At 61.7% G+C, this 19,568-nt stretch carries 17 protein-coding genes and 1 pseudogene; 8 read left to right on the top strand and 10 right to left on the bottom strand.

Annotated elements, in window-relative coordinates:
• Positions 1–48: 48 nt before the first annotated feature.
• The 3 genes from CKW35_RS08345 to CKW35_RS08335 all read right to left on the bottom strand — a co-directional run bounded on the left by CKW35_RS08345 (position 49) and on the right by CKW35_RS08335 (position 2,194).
• Positions 49–726 carry an NADH-quinone oxidoreductase subunit B family protein gene (locus CKW35_RS08345; RefSeq protein WP_012313769.1) on the bottom strand — a complete coding sequence of 226 codons (678 nt, stop codon included), beginning with the start codon at positions 724–726 and terminating at the stop codon, positions 49–51.
• Between the two features lie 10 nt (positions 727–736).
• The gene (locus CKW35_RS08340; RefSeq protein WP_003251427.1) at positions 737–1,150 is read right to left on the bottom strand and encodes an NADH-quinone oxidoreductase subunit A; all 414 of its coding nucleotides are present in this window, start codon (positions 1,148–1,150) and stop codon (positions 737–739) included.
• A 381-nt stretch (positions 1,151–1,531) separates the two neighbouring features.
• Positions 1,532–2,194, bottom strand: a complete 663-nt coding sequence (locus tag CKW35_RS08335) for a lysoplasmalogenase (protein ID WP_016488217.1) — start codon at positions 2,192–2,194, stop codon at positions 1,532–1,534.
• A 411-nt stretch (positions 2,195–2,605) separates the two neighbouring features.
• On the opposite strand from CKW35_RS08335, the gene CKW35_RS08330 reads away from it, so the two are divergent.
• Entirely contained in the window at positions 2,606–2,848 is a 243-nt protein-coding gene (locus tag CKW35_RS08330) for a hypothetical protein (protein ID WP_095115716.1), read from the top strand.
• 158 nt (positions 2,849–3,006) lie between these two features.
• Positions 3,007–3,266 (top strand): annotated as a pseudogene (locus CKW35_RS08325) (DUF3077 domain-containing protein); the annotation flags it as partial.
• 131 nt (positions 3,267–3,397) lie between these two features.
• On the opposite strand, the gene aceA reads toward CKW35_RS08325, so the two are convergent.
• Both aceA and CKW35_RS08315 read right to left on the bottom strand, forming a co-directional pair.
• Entirely contained in the window at positions 3,398–4,723 is a 1,326-nt protein-coding gene (gene aceA / locus CKW35_RS08320; RefSeq protein ID WP_016488214.1) for an isocitrate lyase, read from the bottom strand.
• Between the two features lie 493 nt (positions 4,724–5,216).
• Positions 5,217–5,981: a secretin N-terminal domain-containing protein gene (locus tag CKW35_RS08315; protein WP_172901768.1), complete on the bottom strand. Its 765-nt coding sequence runs from the start codon at positions 5,979–5,981 to the stop codon at positions 5,217–5,219.
• Positions 5,982–6,093: 112 nt separating this feature from the next.
• Here CKW35_RS08315 and CKW35_RS08310 point away from each other — a divergent pair, with 112 nt between their 5' ends.
• Complete coding sequence (locus CKW35_RS08310) at positions 6,094–7,803, top strand: S8/S53 family peptidase (RefSeq protein ID WP_095115675.1); 1,710 nt, start codon at positions 6,094–6,096, stop codon at positions 7,801–7,803.
• Positions 7,804–7,877: 74 nt separating this feature from the next.
• Complete coding sequence (locus tag CKW35_RS08305) at positions 7,878–9,320, top strand: SulP family inorganic anion transporter (RefSeq protein WP_016488212.1); 1,443 nt, start codon at positions 7,878–7,880, stop codon at positions 9,318–9,320.
• Between the two features lie 112 nt (positions 9,321–9,432).
• On the opposite strand, the gene fusA is transcribed toward CKW35_RS08305, so the two are convergent.
• Both fusA and CKW35_RS08295 read right to left on the bottom strand, forming a co-directional pair.
• Positions 9,433–11,544: an elongation factor G gene (gene fusA / locus CKW35_RS08300; RefSeq protein ID WP_095115673.1), complete on the bottom strand. Its 2,112-nt coding sequence runs from the start codon at positions 11,542–11,544 to the stop codon at positions 9,433–9,435.
• A gap of 73 nt (positions 11,545–11,617) precedes the next feature.
• Positions 11,618–12,043: a hypothetical protein gene (locus CKW35_RS08295; RefSeq protein WP_016488210.1), complete on the bottom strand. Its 426-nt coding sequence runs from the start codon at positions 12,041–12,043 to the stop codon at positions 11,618–11,620.
• Between the two features lie 140 nt (positions 12,044–12,183).
• Between CKW35_RS08295 and CKW35_RS08290 the strand changes: the two genes are divergently transcribed.
• On the top strand, positions 12,184–12,486 hold the full coding sequence (locus CKW35_RS08290; RefSeq protein WP_016488209.1) for a hypothetical protein: 303 nt from the start codon (positions 12,184–12,186) through the stop codon (positions 12,484–12,486).
• A gap of 3 nt (positions 12,487–12,489) precedes the next feature.
• Here CKW35_RS08290 and CKW35_RS08285 read toward each other — a convergent pair whose 3' ends face one another.
• Together CKW35_RS08285 and gcvA are read right to left on the bottom strand one after the other, a co-directional pair.
• Positions 12,490–13,740, bottom strand: coding sequence for an aspartate aminotransferase family protein (locus CKW35_RS08285; protein WP_095115672.1), 1,251 nt, complete (start codon positions 13,738–13,740; stop codon positions 12,490–12,492).
• 235 nt (positions 13,741–13,975) lie between these two features.
• Positions 13,976–14,872 carry a transcriptional regulator GcvA gene (gcvA, locus tag CKW35_RS08280; protein WP_016488207.1) on the bottom strand — a complete coding sequence of 299 codons (897 nt, stop codon included), beginning with the start codon at positions 14,870–14,872 and terminating at the stop codon, positions 13,976–13,978.
• 256 nt (positions 14,873–15,128) lie between these two features.
• Between gcvA and CKW35_RS08275 the strand changes: the two genes are divergently transcribed.
• The 3 genes from CKW35_RS08275 to CKW35_RS08265 all read left to right on the top strand — a co-directional run bounded on the left by CKW35_RS08275 (position 15,129) and on the right by CKW35_RS08265 (position 17,849).
• Positions 15,129–16,511 carry an amino acid permease gene (locus CKW35_RS08275; protein WP_016488206.1) on the top strand — a complete coding sequence of 461 codons (1,383 nt, stop codon included), beginning with the start codon at positions 15,129–15,131 and terminating at the stop codon, positions 16,509–16,511.
• 57 nt (positions 16,512–16,568) lie between these two features.
• Positions 16,569–17,066 (top strand): PaaI family thioesterase, encoded by a 498-nt coding sequence (locus CKW35_RS08270; RefSeq protein WP_095115670.1) that lies wholly within the window; start codon positions 16,569–16,571, stop codon positions 17,064–17,066.
• Positions 17,067–17,153: 87 nt separating this feature from the next.
• Complete coding sequence (locus tag CKW35_RS08265) at positions 17,154–17,849, top strand: glutathione S-transferase N-terminal domain-containing protein (protein WP_016488204.1); 696 nt, start codon at positions 17,154–17,156, stop codon at positions 17,847–17,849.
• A gap of 77 nt (positions 17,850–17,926) precedes the next feature.
• Here CKW35_RS08265 and CKW35_RS08260 read toward each other — a convergent pair whose 3' ends face one another.
• A complete protein-coding gene (locus CKW35_RS08260; RefSeq protein ID WP_023047494.1) occupies positions 17,927–19,543 on the bottom strand; it encodes an inorganic phosphate transporter in 1,617 nt (538 codons plus the stop codon).
• Positions 19,544–19,568: the final 25 nt, after the last annotated feature.

Here is a 19,568-nt window from a genome sequence, read left to right as displayed (position 1 = left end):
TGAAGCCAGGCCGCCGGCTCCAGGGGGAGCGGGCGGCAGGTCGCTGGATCAGACTTCGTCGGGGCTGCGCAGGTTGGTTACTGCAATGCGCTGCTCACGACGCAGGTCTTTCTGGGCTGGCATCTCGGCACGGTAAATACCTTGATCACCAACAACCCAGGAAAGCGGGCGTCGTTCTTGGCCGATCGACTCCTGCAACAGCATCAAGCCTTGCAGGAAAGCCTCAGGGCGTGGCGGGCAGCCAGGCACATAGACGTCCACAGGGAGGAACTTGTCGACCCCCTGAACGACCGAGTAGATGTCGTACATGCCACCGGAGTTGGCGCACGAACCCATGGAAATGACCCATTTCGGTTCGAGCATCTGCTCATACAGGCGCTGGATGATCGGCGCCATCTTGATGAAGCAGGTGCCGGCGATGACCATGAAGTCGGCCTGACGCGGCGAGGCCCGGATGACTTCGGCGCCGAAGCGGGCGATGTCGTGGGGTGCCGTGAATGCCGTGGTCATTTCCACGTAGCAGCAGGACAGGCCGAAGTTGTACGGCCAGAGGGAGTTCTTGCGACCCCAGTTGACCGCGCCACGCAGCACATCTTCGAGTTTCCCCATGTAGATGTTCTTGTGGACCTGGTCCTCCAGCAGTTGGTCGGTGACGGTTTCCCGTTCACCTACCGGGTACTGCTCGTTAGGCGCATCCGGATCGATTCTGGTGAGATTGTATTGCATTGCCAAAGCCTCATTGTTTCAGCTTCGCTTGCCGCTTGCGGCGACCTTCGGGAGCCCAATCAAGAGCACCGACGCGCCATAGGTAGACAAGACCTGCCAACAGAATTGCTATGAAAACGAGTGCTTCGACGAACCCGGTCCAGCCGCTTTCGCGGACGGACACAGACCATGCAAAGAGAAAGAGGGCTTCGATATCGAAGATCACGAACAGCATCGCGACCAGATAGAATTTGGCGGACAGGCGCAGGCGGGCGCTGCCGACGGGCAGCATGCCGGATTCGAAGGGTTCGTTCTTGGCGCGGCCCCAGGCCTTGCTACCGAGCAGGCTGGACAGGCCGAGCATGAAGGCACACAGGCCGACGACACCCAGGAGGAAGATGGCAAAGCCCCAGTTGTGGGCGATGAGTCCTGCCGAATCGGACATGCTAGAGATCCTTATACAGAGACCCAGCTCTGCAGTCTGAAATAAGTAGAGCGGCGACGTGGTGTCGCAGGTGCAGTGACCAAATGTCGCAGCTGAATCAATCGCGCTGATTTTATGGGTAAACCCGGTGCAAGTAAAATTTCTGTCGCAAATTTATTCGTAGGATTAAGAACAAAAGGCAGTCGTAAATGGCTGAAAGCCTTGATATTCGGGCATTGCGTGCGGTTTTGTTAATTATGTTTCTTGCGACTGGTAACGAATTACAAGTTTCGTAATGATAATTAATATCATTTGACCTGGTGCCATGTAATTTGGCTGTTCTGTGCCTTGTAAAGTTCATCCGGCGATGCCCCCTACTTGCAAATGCGAAAGACTCCTGTTCTAGCAGCTTTCGACGCGGCGCGTACCGCTCTGGATCAATACTTTATCGGTTGAGCGTTGATTGGCTGATGCCGCAATCGCCCACTGGCCAAGCCAGTAGATGAGGATGATCAGATAGGGCGCGGCGGCGAACGGGCTGACGAAGCGGTCGATGCCGATCAGGCTGTCCGAGATCACGAACAGGCCGGCGCCGATTGCGGCCAGCCCGCCACAGGCCAGGGCGCGCCAGAGCATGGCGCTGATGACCAGGGCGTACAGCGCGACCGGGATCAGCAACGGGCCGAGGCCGTGGCTGGCCAGTACGCCGAGCAGCGCGATGCCGGTGATGGCGCTGAAGATCAGTGCGGGCAGGGTGGGGCGCAGGGTAATGCCGCAATAGCCGCGCAGGTAAGCCAGGTGGGCACAGAGGAAGGCGGCCAGGCCGAACACGAACAGGTCGGCGGGGATGGCCAGCAGTATGTCGCCCAGTACCGAGAAGCCCAGGCCGATCGAGATCCACTTGCGATAAGGTGTGGCCGGAACGCCGCGCAGCCAGGCGACAAGCGCCAGGACGGGAACGGGTTTGGCCAGCAGGGCGAGCAGGGTATTGTCGCTGGCCAGTGCATATATATAGAGGGCGGCGGCGGCCAGGGCCAGAATCATCAGGTGGCTTGGACGAGGCATGGGCGGTCCTTGCTGCTGTGCTGCCTCAAGCATAGACGTGATTGTGGGGTTTGCTGGTGACGCCATTGGATTGTGTTAGGGCTGGCATGGGCTTGGCGAAAGGAATGCGACGCCTGTGAGATCAAGCGCCGCCCGCCTTGTCTGTCCCCTTCGATATTGAAGGTTGCATCACTGCTCTTCATTAATCTCCAGCCATGCACCCAGGGTGCGCGCGCCTATGGCACAGGAATAATTGGCCCGAAACAAATGTGGGAGCGGCCTTGTGCCGCGAAGCGCCGCGCGGGCGGCGCTCGATTTGAGGAGCGCCGCAACAATCAAGCCGGGCGCCTCGCCGCCCTGACGCAATCGGGCGCAGAACACCTGACAGACAGCGGGCGGATGGCAGCCAAACAGGAAAGAAAGGAGCGAGTCATGCTGAAAGTTGTCCCCGACCCACCCCACAACCCCCACTCCCTCGAAGACACCCTGATCCAGGCCAGCGACTACGCACTATACGCAGCCACCGTGGTGCATCAGGCGTTGCTGCTTCAGCCCAAGTCCCCAGTTTCGATCCTGATGATGACCTCCATGCACGAGCTGGAGGCGCTACGGGCTTTGCCTGAGTCCGCTTTGGTTCAGGTGCAGGCGCCCAGTGAGCGCAGGACTTCGCACTAAGGCTGCTTAATGTGTTGTCAGGGCCGGCCCCTTCGCGGGCACGCCCGCTCCCACAGGATCACCACAGGCTGCAAGACTTGCACAGTACCTGTGAGAGCGGGCGTGCCCGCGAAGGGGCCGGCCCAGGCATTAGAGAATTTTCAGGGAATTGAACAAAGACAACAGAAGACACCCAATTCACCGTCGGCCAGACCACTTTCTATCAAGGCGAAAACGGCACCCATCCACTGTTCCGCATCGAACCCGGCATCCCCTGTCGGGACGCCCGCGAGCAATCTTCGGAATTGATGGGCTATGTCCGTGAACTGACCATCACTGGCCTGATGGAGGAGAAGCCCATGATGATCTGGGCTGCTCACTACCTGAGTGCAATGGCCAAGGCGCTGAGGATGACGCAGAGCTGGGCATGAAGCACTGACATACCGCAGCCCTTTCGCGACACGGGGCCGCCCCTACAGGTTTCGTGCATTTCTGGTCGGTCTGGTATCGACAAAAAGAAAGGCCCAGGGCTTCCGCAGCTCTGGGCCTTTCTTCAGTGGCAACCCACCATCAGTGGAACTGCTCTTCCTCGGTCGAGCCGGTCAGGGCAGTCACCGACGATGCGCCACCCTGAATCACAGTGGTCATGTCGTCGAAGTAGCCAGTGCCCACTTCTTGCTGGTGCGCCACGAAGGTGTAGCCTTTGCTGGCGTCAGCGAATTCCTGCTCTTGCAGCTTCACGTAGGCGGTCATGTCGTTGCGGGCGTAGTCGTGCGCCAGGTTGAACATGCCGTGCCACATGTTGTGGATACCCGCCAGCGTGATGAACTGGTGCTTGTAGCCCATGGCCGACAGCTCGCGCTGGAACTTGGCGATGGTGGCGTCGTCCAGGTTCTTCTTCCAGTTGAAGGAAGGCGAGCAGTTGTACGACAGGATCTGGTCCGGGTACTCCTTCTTGATGGCCTCGGCGAAGCGACGGGCTTCGTCCAGGTCTGGCTTGGCGGTTTCGCACCAGATCAGGTCGGCATATGGCGCATAAGCCAGGCCGCGAGAGATGGCCTGGTCGAGGCCGGCGCGGACCTTGTAGAAGCCCTCACGGGTACGCTCGCCAATCACGAACGGCTGATCGTACGGGTCGCAGTCGCTGGTCAGCAGGTCAGCGGCGTTGGCGTCTGTACGGGCCAGAATGATAGTCGGCACGCCGGAAACGTCAGCTGCCAGGCGCGCGGCCACCAGCTTCTGTACGGCTTCCTGCGTCGGTACCAGTACCTTGCCGCCCATGTGGCCGCATTTTTTGACCGAGGCCAGCTGGTCTTCGAAGTGCACGCCGGCGGCGCCTGCTTCGATCATGTTCTTCATCAGCTCATAGGCGTTCAACACGCCACCGAAACCGGCTTCGGCGTCAGCCACGATTGGGGCGAAGTAGTCGATGTAGCCTTCGTCGCCCGGGTTCTTGCCGGCTTTCCACTGGATCTGGTCGGCGCGGCGGAACGAGTTGTTGATGCGCTTGACCACGGTCGGTACCGAGTCAACCGGGTACAGCGACTGGTCAGGGTACATCGACTCGGCCGAGTTGTTGTCGGCGGCAACCTGCCAGCCGGACAGGTAAATGGCCTGGATGCCGGCCTTGACCTGTTGCACTGCCTGGCCACCGGTCAGGGCGCCCATGCAGTTGACGAAATCTTTGTCTGGGCGGAAGGACGGGTGGGCACCTTGGGTGACCAGCTTCCACAGTTTTTCTGCACCCTGGCGGGCCAGGGTGTGCTCTGGCTGCAGGGAGCCACGCAGGCGAACGACATCAGCGGCGGTGTAGGTACGGGTCACGCCTTTCCAGCGCGGGTTCTCGGCCCAATCTTTCTCGAGGGCTGCAATTTGCTGTTCGCGTGTCAGTGCCATGGAAATAAACCTCGTCGCATCGATCTTGGGTTAATTGTGCTGATGCTCGGGTGCAGATCAGGGCGCTTGGCGGCTGTCCTGTTCGCAGGAGTGCGGCGGCGAACGCGAAGGCTCGAAGGGGGAAGGGTGGGCAGGCCGGGCGAAGGTGTGCTCCGGCAGGTCGGCTCGTGGTTGCCTTGCTGCGGTGCTACGCGATTGCCAGTACTGCGGTGATGCGCTTCCGTCCCTCGGGACAACTTCTTCGTTGCAGTCGCAATCCCGTCGAACCGCCTTGTGGGCCGTATAGACACGAGGCGCCTCCGGGGGTGGGAGGAGCACGCCTCGAAGGCCCTTGCCAGGGCCCCTGATTAGCGGGAGCGAGGCCATCATGCCCTTGGGAAAAAGACCCTGTCAAATGTTTTGTAGTGGATTTTTTCACTTACTACATCTTTGGTCTAATGCGACTTGTCAGTCAGTTTCAAGGCCTTTGGTCGAGGCCTTGAATTGCCTGGGATCAGTCCAGAAGGTCGACTTTCACCCGCAAAGTCATGTTTTCACCGCGCTGGGTGCTGTAACTGCGGCTTGACGCGCTGCGCTCGGCTTGGCTCTGCTGGTTGTAGCCTGCCAGGGTGATCCACTCGCCGAGCTTGCCGGTCACGGTCGTGTCGGTGCTTTGCACTTTCACTACATCTGCACGTTCCTGGCTGATGCGGTCATTATTAGTGCTGATTTGCAGACGAACCGTGTCACCGCTCAAACTGGGCGTGACATAAAAGCCCTGGGTCACATTGCGGTATTCGGTGTTGCTCTGGATGCGCCCATAACCGTCGGTGCTGGTGCTGGTAATCGGGATGCTCTGGCCAACCTGAATGAGTGCAGGCTGGCCTTCGCTGGCCTGAACCTGCTGCATGCCGCCGTCACGGTTGCTGGTGCCGTAGTGGATGACGCGTGCGTTACCGCGGTTGTCCTGGAAGTTGCTGTCGTTGTTGTCAACGCTGATCAGCAGGCGTTTGGGAGCGGTGTCCAGTTGCTGCAGCAAAGTGCGCAGGTCGCTGATGCGCTCGGGGCTGGCGTTGACGATCAGCTTGTTTTCGAAAGCGCTGACCGTGCCGTCCTTGCCAATGAATGCCTGTGCGGCAGGCAGCAGTTCGGCGCTGGCGCGGTGCTGCAGCGGCACCACCTCGGTGGCCGCCTGGGCGGCGAGGCTGGCAACGAGCAGCAGGGAGGCGAAAAAGGGGCGTAGCGGCATGTCCATGATCTCCGCAGGTGGAATCAACATGATGGCAAATTTGCGGATGTCCTGCTGGATCTGGATCACGCTCCGGGGTGGGCAGATGAACCTTTAAGCTGCGCCGTCAGTCGCACTCACAGGGAACGCGTGGGGTGATTACATGAAGGGTAGTCTGATCCTGCTGTTATGGCTTTGCAGCCTTGGTGCACAGGCTGCAGCGGATACGCTGCGCATCAAGCAGCTGCAGCGGTGCGGCGACTTGTTCGGCGATAGCCAGCAGCAATGGTGCCTGCGTGCCGAGGGGCTCGGGGCAGATGTGCCAAAGGTATGGCTGGGCGGTGTGCGGCTGCCAACGTCGGATATCGAGCGTCAAGGTGACCGGCTCACGCTGAAGCTGGCGAAGCAAGCCCAGCGCAGCGCGCCGCTTTGGCTGGAGTCTGGCAGCAGTACCAGCAACCCTGTATGGCTGACCCGCCAGCGCAGTCATGTGGTCGCCGCAAGGCCTGATGAGGTGGCGAAGAACATGGATGGCCTGACCACCTATGTCGACCTGGTCAGCCTGTTGATTGAGGAGAAACACGAAGGCCTTGGAGAGGCCCGGCGTATTGCCGATAAATACGGCGCCCAGGTTGTCGGTGCGATACCGCCGCTGAATGTCTACCAGTTGCGCTTGCCGGTGGCTGACCTGGTGCAGCGTGACGCGATGATCCTGCGCATGGGCAGTGAACTCAGCGTGGATGCCGTGGTTGTCGAGGAGTCTGCACCGGAGCGCGGTGAAGAAGGCAGCGGCCGCGACGCTCGGGCCATCGACCAGGCGGACGAATGGGCCGCCAACCGGTTCATGGATGCGCTGTATTTCTACCAGCGACGGATTGGCGCTTCGCACTTGCCGGTGCACCCCGTGCGGGTTGGGGTAGTCGAGCGTGAAGTGGATTTTGATGCCCCCGCGTTCAGCCAATACCGAGGCGGCTGCGAACAGGGCCAGACCTGCCTGTACGCGCGCGACGGGGATCGCGCGACCAGCCACGGCAGCCATGTCGCAGGCATTCTCGCCGCACAGGGTGAGGGATTTTTGCCGGGGCTGGGCAAGCACAGCCCTGGCTTCGAGGTGATTGTAGAGCGCAACTCCGATGCAGGTATCACCGCCAACATCGCTGCATCGGTGAACCTGGTCGAGGATGGCGTGCGGGTGCTGAACTGGAGCTGGGGCATCCACCGGGTAGGCGCACGCGATGTCAACGGTGATGAGGTCGATTCGCTGGTGCGTTCCGGGCTGGCGATGAGTGGTTACGAGGAATTGCTTGAGGAGTTCTTTCTCTGGCTGCGCAAAGAGCATCCAGATGTGATGGTGGTGAATTCGGCGGGTAACGGTGCGTCGTGGTCAGGTACCGACGAATACCGCCTGCCGTCGTCGTTCATCTCCGAACAACTGCTGGTGGTGGGCGGGCACCAGCGCAGCGACAAGGCGACTGCGGTCGAAGCCCCCGAGCATGTGCGCAAGCGCCACAGCTCCAACGTCGACATGCGCGTGGATGTCAGTGCCGCTGCCTGCATTCGCCCAGCGGCTGCCGCTGCTGCGCATTGCGGCACGTCGTACGCAACACCCTTGGTGACTGCCACCGTTGCAACGATGCTGTCGATCAACCCGGCCCTGACCCCGGAACAGGTGCGCATGCTGTTGCGGCGCAGTGCCCTGACCCTGGGCACCGAGCAGGATTTCGAGGCGATGGATGCCGAAGACCTGACGGCGCCGATCCTGCCTTCGGAACGTGGAGGGCGCCTGAACCACCCTGACCTGGGGCGTTCAGCGCGGCTGGACATGCAGCGTGCGCTGGACCTGGCAGTGCAGAGCCGGGAGCGGGTGCGCTGAACGGTGGCCGCTGTCAGACAAATTCCGTAACATCGCGCCCTCGTTTTTGTAATGTCCCGCACCACAGGAAACCCATGAAGCCCGCCCGAATACGCGCCGACCTGCTCGCCGGCCTGACCACCTCGTTCGCCCTGGTGCCCGAGTGCATCGCCTTTGCCCTGGTGGCGCACCTCAACCCGCTGATGGGCCTGTATGGCGCGTTTATCATTTGTACGCTGACGGCGCTCTTTGGCGGTCGACCGGGGATGATTTCCGGCGCTGCCGGGTCCATGGCGGTGGTGATCGTCGCGCTGGTGGTGCAGCACGGCGCGCAGTATCTGCTGGCCACGGTGCTGCTGGGTGGCGTGGTGATGATCCTGTTCGGCCTGCTACGGCTGGGCAAGCTGGTACGCCTGGTGCCGTACCCGGTCATGCTCGGCTTCGTCAATGGCCTGGCCATCGTCATCGCCATGGCGCAGCTTGAGCACTTCAAGGCGGGTGAGCACTGGCTCAGCGGCGCGCCGCTGTACCTGATGATCGGCTTGGTGGCACTGACCATGGCGGTGGTCTACGTGCTGCCGAAATTGACCCGTGCGGTACCGCCGGCGCTGGTGGCGATCCTGGGCGTTGGCTTGCTGGTGTACCTGCTCGACCTGCCCACCCGCACCTTGGGCGACATGGCGCACATCGCAGGCGGTCTGCCGGGGCTGGCGCTGCCGGATGTACCCTGGAATCTGGACACCCTGAAGATCATCGCCCCCTACGCGGTGCTGATGGCGATGGTCGGCCTGCTGGAGACCTTGCTCACCCTCAACCTGACCGATGAAGTGACCGAGAGCCGTGGTTTCCCGGACCGCGAATGCGTGGCGCTGGGTGCGGCGAACATGGTTTCGGGCCTGTGCGGTGGCATGGGCGGTTGCGCAATGATTGGCCAGACGGTGATCAACCTCAGTTCCAACGGGCGCGGCCGGCTGTCCGGGGTAGTGGCCGGGGTGATGATCTTGCTGTTCGTGTTGTTCCTGTCGCCGCTGATCGAGCGTATTCCGCTGGCAGCGCTGGTCGGGGTGATGTTCGTGGTGGCCCAGCAGACCTTCGCCTGGGCGTCGCTGCGGGTGCTGCACAAGGTGCCGGTGAACGATGTGCTGGCGATCATTGCGGTGACCGTGGTGACGGTATTTACCGACCTGGCCATGGCGGTGCTGTTCGGCATCGTCATCGCGGCGCTCAACTTTGCCTGGCAGCATGCGCGAGAGCTGTACGCCGACAGCCATGAGGACGCTGAAGGTGGCAAGCGTTATCAGGTACATGGCACCCTGTTCTTTGCCTCGACCGCCTCGTTCCTCAACCAGTTCGACCCGGCCCAGGACCCGGCCCAGGTCACGCTGGATTGCCAGCATTTGAGCTTTGTCGATTATTCGGCAATTGCGGCGCTCAAGACCCTGCGCGAGCGCTATGCCAAGGCGGGCAAGCATTTGCGCGTTGTGCATTTGTCGGAGCGGTGCAAGAAGCTGTTGAAGCGGGCTGGCGAGCAGCATTGAAAAAATTGTGGCTGCCTGTTCCGGCCCCTTCGGCTAAAGCCGCTCCCACAGGGGTATGCGATCCCTTGTGGGAGCGGCTTTAGCCGCGAAGGGGCCGGAACAGGAGAGCCACTTACTCCCCGCGATTCTTCTTGACGATGCCATCGGCAATGCTCGCCGGGGCCTCGGCATAGCGGGTGAACTCCATCGAGAAGCTGGCCCGGCCCTGGGTCATCGACCGCATCGAGGTGGCGTAGCCGAACATCTCGCCCAACGGCACCTCGGCGCGGATCACCTTGCCAGCCGGTGTTTCGTCACCGTCCTGGATCATCCCGCGGCGCCGGCTGAGGTCGCCCAGAATGTCGCCCTGGTATTCCTCCGGCGTCACCACCTCCACCTTCATCACCGGTTCCAGCAACACCGCGCCGCCTTTCTGCGACAGCTGCTTGGTGGCCATTGAAGCAGCGATCTTGTAGGCCATCTCGTTGGAGTCGACATCGTGGTACGAGCCGTCGAACACGGCAGCCTTGAGGCTGATCAGCGGGTAGCCGGCAAGCACGCCGTTCTTCATCTGCTCTTCGATGCCCTTCTGGATCGCGGGTATGTACTCGCGCGGTACCACGCCGCCGACGATCTCGTTGATGAACTCCAGGCCTTCCTTGCCCTCGTCGCCGGGGGCGAAACGGATCCAGCAATGGCCGTATTGGCCACGGCCGCCGGACTGGCGCACAAAACGGCCCTCGATCTCGCAGGTATTGCGGATTTTTTCCCGGTAAGCCACCTGCGGCTTGCCGATGTTGGCCTCGACGTTGAACTCGCGGCGCATGCGGTCGACGATGATGTCCAGGTGCAACTCGCCCATGCCCGAGATGATGGTCTGGCCGGTCTCTTCGTCGGTACGTACGCGGAATGACGGGTCCTCCTGGGCCAGCTTGCCCAGGGCGATGCCCATTTTTTCCTGGTCGGCCTTGGTCTTCGGCTCCACGGCCACGGAAATCACCGGGTCAGGGAAATCCATGCGTTCGAGGATGATCGGTTTGTCCAGGTCGCACAGGGTGTCGCCGGTGGTCACGTCCTTCATGCCGATCAGCGCGGCGATGTCGCCTGCGCACACGTCCTTGATTTCGGCACGCTGATTGGCATGCATCTGCACCATGCGGCCGATGCGTTCCTTCTTGCCTTTGACCGAGTTGAGTACCGCGTTGCCGGAACTGAGCACGCCGGAATACACGCGGGCGAAGGTGAGGGTGCCGACGAACGGGTCGGTGGCAATCTTGAAAGCCAAGGCTGAAAACGGCTCTTTGTCGTCGGCGTGCCGTTCCAGGTGCTTTTGTTCGTCGTCCGGGTCGGTGCCGCGGATGGCAGGAATTTCCGAGGGGGCGGGCAGGTAGTCGATTACCGCATCCAGCATCAGCGGTACACCCTTGTTCTTGAACGATGAGCCGAGAATGGTCGGGACGATTTCGTTGGCAATGGTGCGTTGGCGCAGGGCAGCCTTGATTTCTTCGACGCTCAGCTCCTCACCATCGAGAAACTTCAGGGTCAGCTCATCGTTGGCTTCGGCAGCGGCTTCCACCAGGTGAGCGCGCCATTCGTCAGCGAGCGCGCGCAGGTCATCCGGAATTTCTTCTTCGCGGTAGCTGGTGCCATTGTCGGCGTCGTTCCAGTAGATGGCCTTCATCTTCACCAGGTCGATCTGGCCAATGAAGTTTTCTTCGCTGCCGATGGCCAGCTGGATCGGCACCGGGTGGTGCCCCAGGCGCTGGTCGATCTGCTTGACCACCCGCAGGAAGTCGGCGCCCTGGCGATCCATCTTGTTGATGTAGGCCAGGCGAGGCACATGGTATTTGTTGGCCTGGCGCCAGACCGTCTCGGACTGAGGCTCTACCCCGTCAGCGCCGCTGAACACCACCACCGCGCCATCGAGCACGCGCAATGAACGCTCCACCTCGATGGTGAAGTCGACGTGGCCGGGGGTATCAATGATGTTGAAGCGGTATTTGTGCGCGAACTGTTTGGTCGAGCCTTGCCAGAATGCCGTGGTGGCCGCCGACGTGATGGTGATGCCGCGTTCCTGCTCCTGGGCCATCCAGTCCATGGTCGCGGCGCCATCGTGCACCTCACCCATCTTGTGGTTGACCCCGGTGTAGAACAGGATCCGCTCGGTAGTGGTCGTCTTGCCGGCGTCCACGTGGGCGACGATGCCGATATTGCGGTATAGCTCGATGGGGGTTGTGCGGGCCATGGCGGACTACCTGCGGATGGGCGGATTCCACCACGTTAGCAGACCGGTGGAATCCTGCCCTGCCGCCGGGCCGTCAGTCGGCCTGGGCTTGCAGCATCCATTGGCCATCCACTTCACGGGCCAGGCCACTGGCCGTGAGCAGCGCCAGCAGGCGCGGGTGCAGGTCCGCTTCGGTGAAGGTCTTGAGGGTGGCCAGGTCCAGTGGGCCGACCAGGTTGAGGTCGGCCTTGGTGTACGACAGCCAGGCCTTTTTCAATACCTGGGCGACATCGCTGCCTGATGTACTGGCGAAGCGGCGATGGCACTGGCGGCTTGCAAAAGTGAAGGTGTGGGCGTGGCTGTAGGTGCTTTCGTCACCCCCTTCAGTGCAGCGGTGGCAGCGGCACGGGCCTTCGCCGAAGGCGTTGCGCAGGTAGCTGTTGAAGTCCACGACGGGCTTGAGGGACAGGCGTTTATCGACATCGAACAGGTCGGCGATCAGGGGTTCTTCGGCGCTCACTCGGGATCCTCGTGTGGTGTGGCGTGCATCGGCGGGCACCCTAACAGATCGGGGCATTCAGATCACCTGTAGAGACAACAGAGACCACCTGCCGTACTCTACGCGCCCTTACGCCTACACACCCACTGAGGTAACCCCGTTTGAGCACCAAGTACCCGTACACCGCCACCGTGACCATCAGCGCCGAAGACCGTGGCGGAGATACCGAAGCTTCGGAAAACCCCAGCATGCGCGTGGGCCTGGAAGCGGTGACCGAAACCCTGAAGAAGGTGCATTTCGTCGGTACGCTCGCGGCACCTGAAAAACAGGCCACGCACATCTGCGTGACCCTGGAGAACGGCCTGACCTACTACGGCCCGATCGTCAACGGCCACGCCGAACTCGAAGGCGGCTGGATCGCCTTCGAATCCGACATGCTGACCCCCGAAGAACTGGGCCTGTAAGCCTCAGTTCAGCTCCACCAGGCACTGCTCGAGGATATCCAGCCCTTCCTCGAGCACCTCGGCTTCGATGGTCAAGGGGGCCAGCAGGCGGATGATGTGTCGCGCCTTGCCGCTGGGCATCAGCAGCAAGCCCTTGGCCCGTGCCGACTCCATTACCTTGGCCAGTTGCGCCGGCGCCGGGCTGCCGTCGGCATTGACGAATTCGATGCCGCGCATGGCGCCCACGCCGGTCAGTCGGCCGATGTACGGGCTCAGACCCGAAGCCTTCCAGCGCTGGTGGCGGCTGACGATGGCCTGCTCCTGGCGCTCACCCCAGGTGGCGATGTTTTCGTCGGTCATCTGCGCCAGGCTGGCCAACGCCGCCGCACAGGCAATCGGGTTGCCCGAATAGGTGCCACCGAGGCCGCCCTTGGGCAGTGCTGCCATCAATGCCTTGCGCCCGACCACCGCCCCCAGCGGCATGCCGCCGGCGATGCTCTTGGCCAGCAGCAGCAGGTCGGGCTCGATGCCGAGGCGCGGGAAAGCGAAGCGCTGGCCGGTGCGGCCGAAGCCGGACTGGATCTCGTCGATGATGATCAGGATGCCGTGTTGGTCGCAGAAGCGGCGCAAGGCCTGGGCGAAGGCCGGGTCGAGGGCGAGGAAACCGCCTTCGCCCTGAACCGGTTCGAGGATGAACGCTGCCACGTCTTCCACGGCCAGCTCCACGCTGAACAGGCGCTCCATGGCCTTGAGCGCCTGCTCGCAGGTAACCCCGGTATCCACGCTGGGGTAGGGCAGGTGGTACACCGGTCCGGGCAGCTCGCCGACCCGTTGCTTGTAAGGGGCTACCTTGCCATTGAGGTTCAGGGTGGCCAGGGTACGGCCGTGGAAGCCGCCGTCGAAGGCAATGATGGCGCGTTTGCCTGTAGCACCGCGGGCGACTTTAAGGGCGTTTTCTGCCGCTTCCGCACCGCTATTGGTGAGCATGCCGGCCAACGGGTAGCTGACCGGTACGAACTGGCTCAGCTGTTCCATCAGCGCCAGGTATGGACCGTGGGGTGCGGCGTTGAAGGCATAGTGGGTCAGACGGGTGGCTTGCGCCTGGATGGCTTCGACCACGGCGGGGTTGCAGTGGCCCAGGTTGAGCACGCCGATACCGCCGACAAAGTCGATGTAACGTTTGCCGTCGGTGTCCCAGACTTCGGCATTACGGCCATGGGAAAGTGTGATCGGGTGAACGATGGCGATGGATGGGCTGATACTTTCCTGGTTCATGGGCACGCGGGACCTTTGTTCAAGTTTCTTATTATCCAAGCGTGTTGGGGGGTTATTCCGCAAACGAATTATTCGATTGCGGTCATTCCCTGAATTCGTGAACTGGCCGGTATGTGTGTTGCCTGTGCCGGCCTCTTCGCGGGTAAACCCGCTCCCACAGGTTCATCATGGACCCAAGCATTGTGCGATCTCCGTGGGAGCTGGCTTGCCGGCGATAGGGCCAGGGCAAGCACAATCAGTCCCCCTCAGCCACCCGCTCCCGAATCCACTGCACAAAGGCCCTGATCTTGGGCACTTCGGCCGCATGCTCGGCATGCGCGATAAAGTGCTTGCCGTTGCTCGCCACCGGGTGGTCCCAGGCCACCACCAGCTTGCCCTCGCTCAGCTCCTCGGCCACCAGGTAGCGCGGAATCAGGGCTATGCCGCAACCGGCGATCGCTGCGCGGATGCACAGGTAGAACGTGTCGAAACGCGGCCCGTGGTAGCTGTTCTGGCTGTGTAGCCCCAACCCCAGGAACCATTCATGCCAGGCCTCCGGGCGCGACACGCATTGCAGCAGGCGGTGCTCGGTAAGCGCCTGGGCGCTTTCAAAGGGGTGGTTGGCCAGCAGCTGCGGGCTGCATACCGGTACCACTTCTTCGCTGAACAGCTCGATGCAAGTGGCCCCAGGCCAGGTGCCCTGGCCGAAGAAAAAAGCCACGTCGGCCTTGGCCTGCACCAGGTCGAATGGCTCCAGCTCGTTGCGCACGTCCAGGTGAATGCGGGGGTAGCGGTCGCCGAAACCCTTGAGCTTGGGCACTAGCCAGCGCGCGCCGAAGGTAGGCTGGGTAGCAATACGCAGCACTTCGGTTTCGTCGCCGTAGCTGAGGATGTAGCGGCTGGAAATATCGATCTGGGTGAGGATCTTGTTCACTTCGGTGAGGTACAGCGCACCCGCCGGGGTCAGGTGCAGGCGCCGACGAATGCGCTGGAACAGGGAGTGCGAGAGCATGTCTTCGAGCTGCGCCACCTGCTTGCTGACGGCGCTTTGCGTCAGGTGCAGTTCCTGGGCCGCGCGGGTGAAGCTGAGGTGGCGGGCAGCCGCTTCGAAGCACTGAAGGGCGGTGGTCGAAGGCATCAGGCGTTTGGACATGACGGGCAAATACCGAGCAAAAAAAGGAAGGAGTTCATTCCAAAGCGGAATCATGTGGTTCGAAAAGGTCGTTTGTTGACCCCGGCCTATAGATTAATACTGACCTGGATCAACGATTACAACCGGTCATGTGAAGAGGAGGTCAGTACCCGCTTCCGGCATCTGCAAAACAACAAAAACGACTATCAGAAATTTACAAGAATTCTGCTCCGACCTTCAGCCGCTTTGTCGCGGCCGACCCATTCGAGGGTTCTTCATGGCTTCGCAAGACAACAAGAAACAGCGTTCCCTGCAGCACGGCCTGACTTCCCGTCAGGTGTCCATGATCTCCATTGCCGGCATCATCGGCGCCGGCCTGTTCATCGGCTCGTCGAACGCCATCGCCACCGCCGGCCCGGCCATCCTCATTTCCTACGCCATGACCGGCCTGCTGGTATTGCTGGTGATGCGCATGCTGGGCGAAATGGCCATCGCCAACCCTAACAGCGGCTCGTTCTCCACCTATGCCTCAGAAGCCATCGGCCCTTGGGCGGGCTTTACCATCGGCTGGTTGTACTGGTGGTTCTGGGTGCTGATCATTCCGGTGGAGGCCATCGCTGGCGCCGACATCCTGCATGCTTACTTCCCCGGCGTACCGTCCTGGTTGTTTGCCTTCCTGATCATGCTGGTGCTGTCGTGCACAAACCTGATCAGCGTGAAGAACTTTGGTGCCTTCGAGTACTGGTTCGCACTGGTCAAGGTGGTGGCGATCATTGCCTTCATTGTGGTCTGCAGCCTGGCGGTATTCGGCTTCTGGCCGCTGGCCGAGGTGTCCGGAGTCAGCCGGCTGTGGGACAACGGCGGCTTCATGCCCAACGGGTTCGGCACGGTGCTCGGTGGTGTGCTGATCACCATCTTCTCGTTCTTCGGCGCCGAAATCGTCACCATTGCCGCTGACGAAACCGCAAACCCGAAAGACAAGATCCGCCGTGCCACCAACCTGGTGGTGTACCGCATTGCCATCTTCTACCTGGCGTCGATCTTCCTGGTGGTGTCGCTGGTAGCCTGGAATGACCCTGCGCTGAAAGCAGTCGGTTCGTTCCAGCGCGTGCTGGAAGTGCTGAACGTGCCAGGCGCCAAGCTGTTGGTCGACCTGGTGGTGCTGGTTGCAGTGACCAGTTGCATGAACTCGGGCCTGTACACCGCGTCGCGCATGCTGTATTCGCTGGGCGCCCGTGGCCAGGCACTGAGCATGACCAAGCGTATCTCCGGCTCGGGCGTGCCGACCGTGGCGGTCATCTTCTCGACGCTGGCCGGTTTTGCCGGGTGCCTGGTCAACTATGTGTTCCCGGGTAAGGTGTTCGGCTTCTTGCTGTCCACCACCGGCGCCATCGCCTTGCTGGTGTACCTGGTGATTGCCGTGTCGCAGCTGCGCATGCGTGCGCGTGCGGACCGCGAAGGGCGCCCGCTGGAGCTGAAGATGTGGCTGTTCCCCTGGCTGACCTGGCTGGTGATCGGCACCATCGTCATGGTGCTGGGCTACATGCTGTTCAGCGATGCCTACCGCTATGAAACCCTGATGACCGCTGGGGTGACAGCATTCATCCTGCTGGTTTCGCTGACCCAACGGCGTGCCCAGGGGGTTGCCCAAGCCGCCTGATGTTTCTGCTTTAATGGGGGCGTTGCGCGCCCCCATTCCAACAAGCACAGGAAGCGTATGACTGACCACCCACTCTCCCTTCAGGCCCTTGCGGCGCCTGAAGGCACCTGCTACGGCTGCGGCTGCGCCCACCCCAGTGGGCTGCACCTGCAAAGCCACTGGGACACCGACGGCATCCACCTGGTATGCCGGCACGCACCCGACAGCACCTTTATCGGCTGGCCCGGCCTGGTTTACGGCGGCCTGCTGGCGATGCTGGTCGACTGCCATTCCAACTGGGCGGCCATGGCCTACCACTACCGCAACGAAGGCCGCGAGCCAGGCAGCCTGCCGCGTATCGATTGCGTGACTGGCACACTCAACCTGACTTACCTGAAACCTACCCCGATGGGTGTGGAGCTTTTGCTCAAAGCCCGAGTCGAAGGGGAGGTGGGGTGCAAAAGCCGGGTGATTTGCGAGGTCTGGGCCGAGGATGTGCTGACGGTGACGGCCGACTCGGTGTTTGTCCGTGTCGATACCGAAAAGCTCAAACTCAAGGCCCATGGCCAGGCTTGAGTTGCCGGCCCGGATGAGTGGTCGGTGATGGTCAGCGGCCGGGGATGTCTCTAGAGTGACAGGTTCATTCCCCAGGCAAGGTTGATCATGACCGATCTCAGTGCTTTCCCCATCACTCGCAAGTGGCCCGCCAAACACCCTGAACGCCTGCAGCTGTATTCGCTGCCGACGCCCAATGGCGTCAAGGTGTCGATCATGCTCGAAGAAATCGGCCTGGCCTACGAGGCGCACAAGGTCAGCTTCGATAACGATGACCAGTTGAGCCCCGAATTCATTTCGCTCAGCGCCAACAACAAGATCCCCGCCATCCTTGACCCGGACGGGCCTGGCGGCCAGCCATTGCCGCTGTTCGAATCCGGGGCGATCTTGCAGTACCTGGCGGAAAAAAGTGGACAACTGCTCAGCCAGGACCCTGCCCAGCGTTACCAGACGCTGCAGTGGCTGATGTTCCAGATGGGCGGCATCGGGCCGATGTTCGGCCAGGTCGGGTTCTTCCATTTCTTCGCTGGCAAGGAATATGAAGACAAGCGCCCGCGTGACCGCTACGTCAACGAGTCCAAGCGGCTGCTGGGTGTGCTGGATCGGCATTTGAAAGGTCGGGAGTGGATGGCTGACGAGTACAGCATCGCCGACATCGCCATCTTCCCTTGGGTGCGTAACCTGGTGGATCGCTACAACGCGCGTGAGTTGGTGGGCTTCGACCAGTTCAAGGAAGTGCAGCGGGTGCTGGCGAATTTCCTCGAACGGCCGGCGGTGCAACGCGGCCTGAAAATCCCGGGCTGATAACGCAGAACCCGTCACGTACACCGGTCCCTGCAGGAGCGGCACAAGGCCGCTCCTGCAAAGGGCGCAGTTCAGGTTTAGAAAATGTGGTTCAGCAGCCAGTACAGGCTGCCAGCCAACAGCATCGCCGCCGGCAAGGTCAGCACCCAGGCCATCAGCAAGTTGAACAGCGTGCGCTTCTGAATCCCCGACCCATTCGCCACCATGGTCCCCGCCACCCCCGAGCTCAGCACATGGGTGGTCGAAACCGGCAACCCGAACATGTCCGCTGCGCCAATGGTGCACATGGCAACCACCTCCGCCGAGGCACCTTGGGCATAGCTCAGGTGGGTCTTGCCGATCTTCTCGCCCACTGTCACCACGATGCGCCGCCAGCCAACCATCGTCCCCAGCCCCAGCGCGATGGCCACAGCCACCTTGACCCATAGCGGAATGTAGCGGGTGGCGTCGTCCAGTTGAGTCTTGAACAGTTGCACCTGGCTGCGGGTATCGGCATTGAATGCCACCAGGCGGTTTTTCTCGATCAGGCGGATGGCTTCGCTGGTCAGGTACATATCATTGCGCACATTGGCCATAGCCTCGGCAGGTATGCGCTTGAGCGAGCCGTAGCTTTTGACCTCTTCGCCGATCATCCCGGTCAACGCCGCCAGTGCCGGTACCAGTTCCGCGCTGGCCTTGGGCTCGCCAATGAACGCGGTCAGGGTCTGGCGCGGATCGGCCGGGGCCGCTTGTGGGGCGCTGCGCACCAGTGCCTGGCGGGTCACTTCGGCGACGGTGGAAAACTGCAAGGCCTGCTCATTGGGCATGGTTTTGTTCAGCGCATACGCCATTGGCAGGGTGCCGACCAGGATCAACATGATCAGGCCCATGCCTTTCTGGCCATCGTTGGAGCCGTGGGCGAAGGACACCCCGGTACACGTCAGGATCAGTACGCCACGAATCCACCAAGGCGGCGGTGTATGGCCTTGTGGCGCCTGATACAAAGCTTGACGCTTGACCAGTGCACGCAAGGCTAGCAACAACAGGGCGGCGCAGGCAAAGCCGATCAGGGGGGAGAACAGCAGGGCGTAACCCACCTTGCTGGCCTGGGCCCAGTCCACGCCGCTGGTGCCGTCACGCCCATGCATCAGCGCATTGGCCACCCCCACACCGATGATCGAGCCGATCAGGGTGTGCGAGGATGACGCCGGCAGCCCCAGCCACCAGGTGCCGAGGTTCCAGATGATCGCCGCCAACAGCAAGGCAAAAACCATCGCGAAGCCGGCCGAGGAGCCTACCTGTAGAATCAGTTCCACGGGCAGCAGGGCGATGATGCCGAATGCCACTGCGCCACTGGAAAGCAGCACGCCCAGAAAGTTGCACAGCCCGGACCATACCACAGCGACCGGTGCCGGCAGCGCATGGGTATAGATCACGGTGGCTACCGCGTTGGCGGTGTCGTGGAAGCCATTGACGAATTCGAAGCCCAGGGCAACCAGCAGTGCCAGGCCCAGCAGCAGAAACGGCGTGAACGTGGTGATGACCGTGCCGCTGGCGCTGACATCCTGTTTCAGGCTCCAGGCGGTGTAGGCGATACCCGCCAGCAGCAGGCCGAAGAACAACACGAGGGTGGCGCGCCCAGGCTTGTGGGCAAGTGGCGGGCGGGCGTCGCGTTGGGCCAGGTGCGGCTGGCTGGCCAGTAGCGGGGTTGCCATGATGGCTCCGGTTGGCATTGGGCAA

The organism is Pseudomonas sp. Irchel 3F3 (assembly GCF_900187545.1).
GTDB classification, from domain to species: Bacteria; Pseudomonadota; Gammaproteobacteria; order Pseudomonadales; family Pseudomonadaceae; genus Aquipseudomonas; species Aquipseudomonas fortuita.
Note: the sequence above shows the minus strand (reverse complement) of the source record. Positions and strands in the feature narration are given on the sequence as shown.

What these genes read in the sequence shown, in the direction of transcription:
- CKW35_RS08265 (WP_016488204.1), top strand. Translation starts at nt 17,154, where the DNA reads ATGACCGATCTCAGTGCTTTCCCCATCACTCGCAAGTGGCCCGCCAAA.
- CKW35_RS08275 (WP_016488206.1), top strand. Translation starts at nt 15,129, where the DNA reads ATGGCTTCGCAAGACAACAAGAAACAGCGTTCCCTGCAGCACGGCCTG.
- aceA (WP_016488214.1), bottom strand. Translation starts at nt 4,723, where the DNA reads ATGGCACTGACACGCGAACAGCAAATTGCAGCCCTCGAGAAAGATTGG.
- CKW35_RS08305 (WP_016488212.1), top strand. Translation starts at nt 7,878, where the DNA reads ATGAAGCCCGCCCGAATACGCGCCGACCTGCTCGCCGGCCTGACCACC.
- gcvA (WP_016488207.1), bottom strand. Translation starts at nt 14,872, where the DNA reads ATGTCCAAACGCCTGATGCCTTCGACCACCGCCCTTCAGTGCTTCGAA.
- fusA (WP_095115673.1), bottom strand. Translation starts at nt 11,544, where the DNA reads ATGGCCCGCACAACCCCCATCGAGCTATACCGCAATATCGGCATCGTC.
- CKW35_RS08285 (WP_095115672.1), bottom strand. Translation starts at nt 13,740, where the DNA reads ATGAACCAGGAAAGTATCAGCCCATCCATCGCCATCGTTCACCCGATC.
- CKW35_RS08345 (WP_012313769.1), bottom strand. Translation starts at nt 726, where the DNA reads ATGCAATACAATCTCACCAGAATCGATCCGGATGCGCCTAACGAGCAG.
- CKW35_RS08335 (WP_016488217.1), bottom strand. Translation starts at nt 2,194, where the DNA reads ATGCCTCGTCCAAGCCACCTGATGATTCTGGCCCTGGCCGCCGCCGCC.
- CKW35_RS08330 (WP_095115716.1), top strand. Translation starts at nt 2,606, where the DNA reads ATGCTGAAAGTTGTCCCCGACCCACCCCACAACCCCCACTCCCTCGAA.
- CKW35_RS08310 (WP_095115675.1), top strand. Translation starts at nt 6,094, where the DNA reads ATGAAGGGTAGTCTGATCCTGCTGTTATGGCTTTGCAGCCTTGGTGCA.
- CKW35_RS08315 (WP_172901768.1), bottom strand. Translation starts at nt 5,981, where the DNA reads ATGTTGATTCCACCTGCGGAGATCATGGACATGCCGCTACGCCCCTTT.
- CKW35_RS08340 (WP_003251427.1), bottom strand. Translation starts at nt 1,150, where the DNA reads ATGTCCGATTCGGCAGGACTCATCGCCCACAACTGGGGCTTTGCCATC.
- CKW35_RS08270 (WP_095115670.1), top strand. Translation starts at nt 16,569, where the DNA reads ATGACTGACCACCCACTCTCCCTTCAGGCCCTTGCGGCGCCTGAAGGC.
- CKW35_RS08260 (WP_023047494.1), bottom strand. Translation starts at nt 19,543, where the DNA reads ATGGCAACCCCGCTACTGGCCAGCCAGCCGCACCTGGCCCAACGCGAC.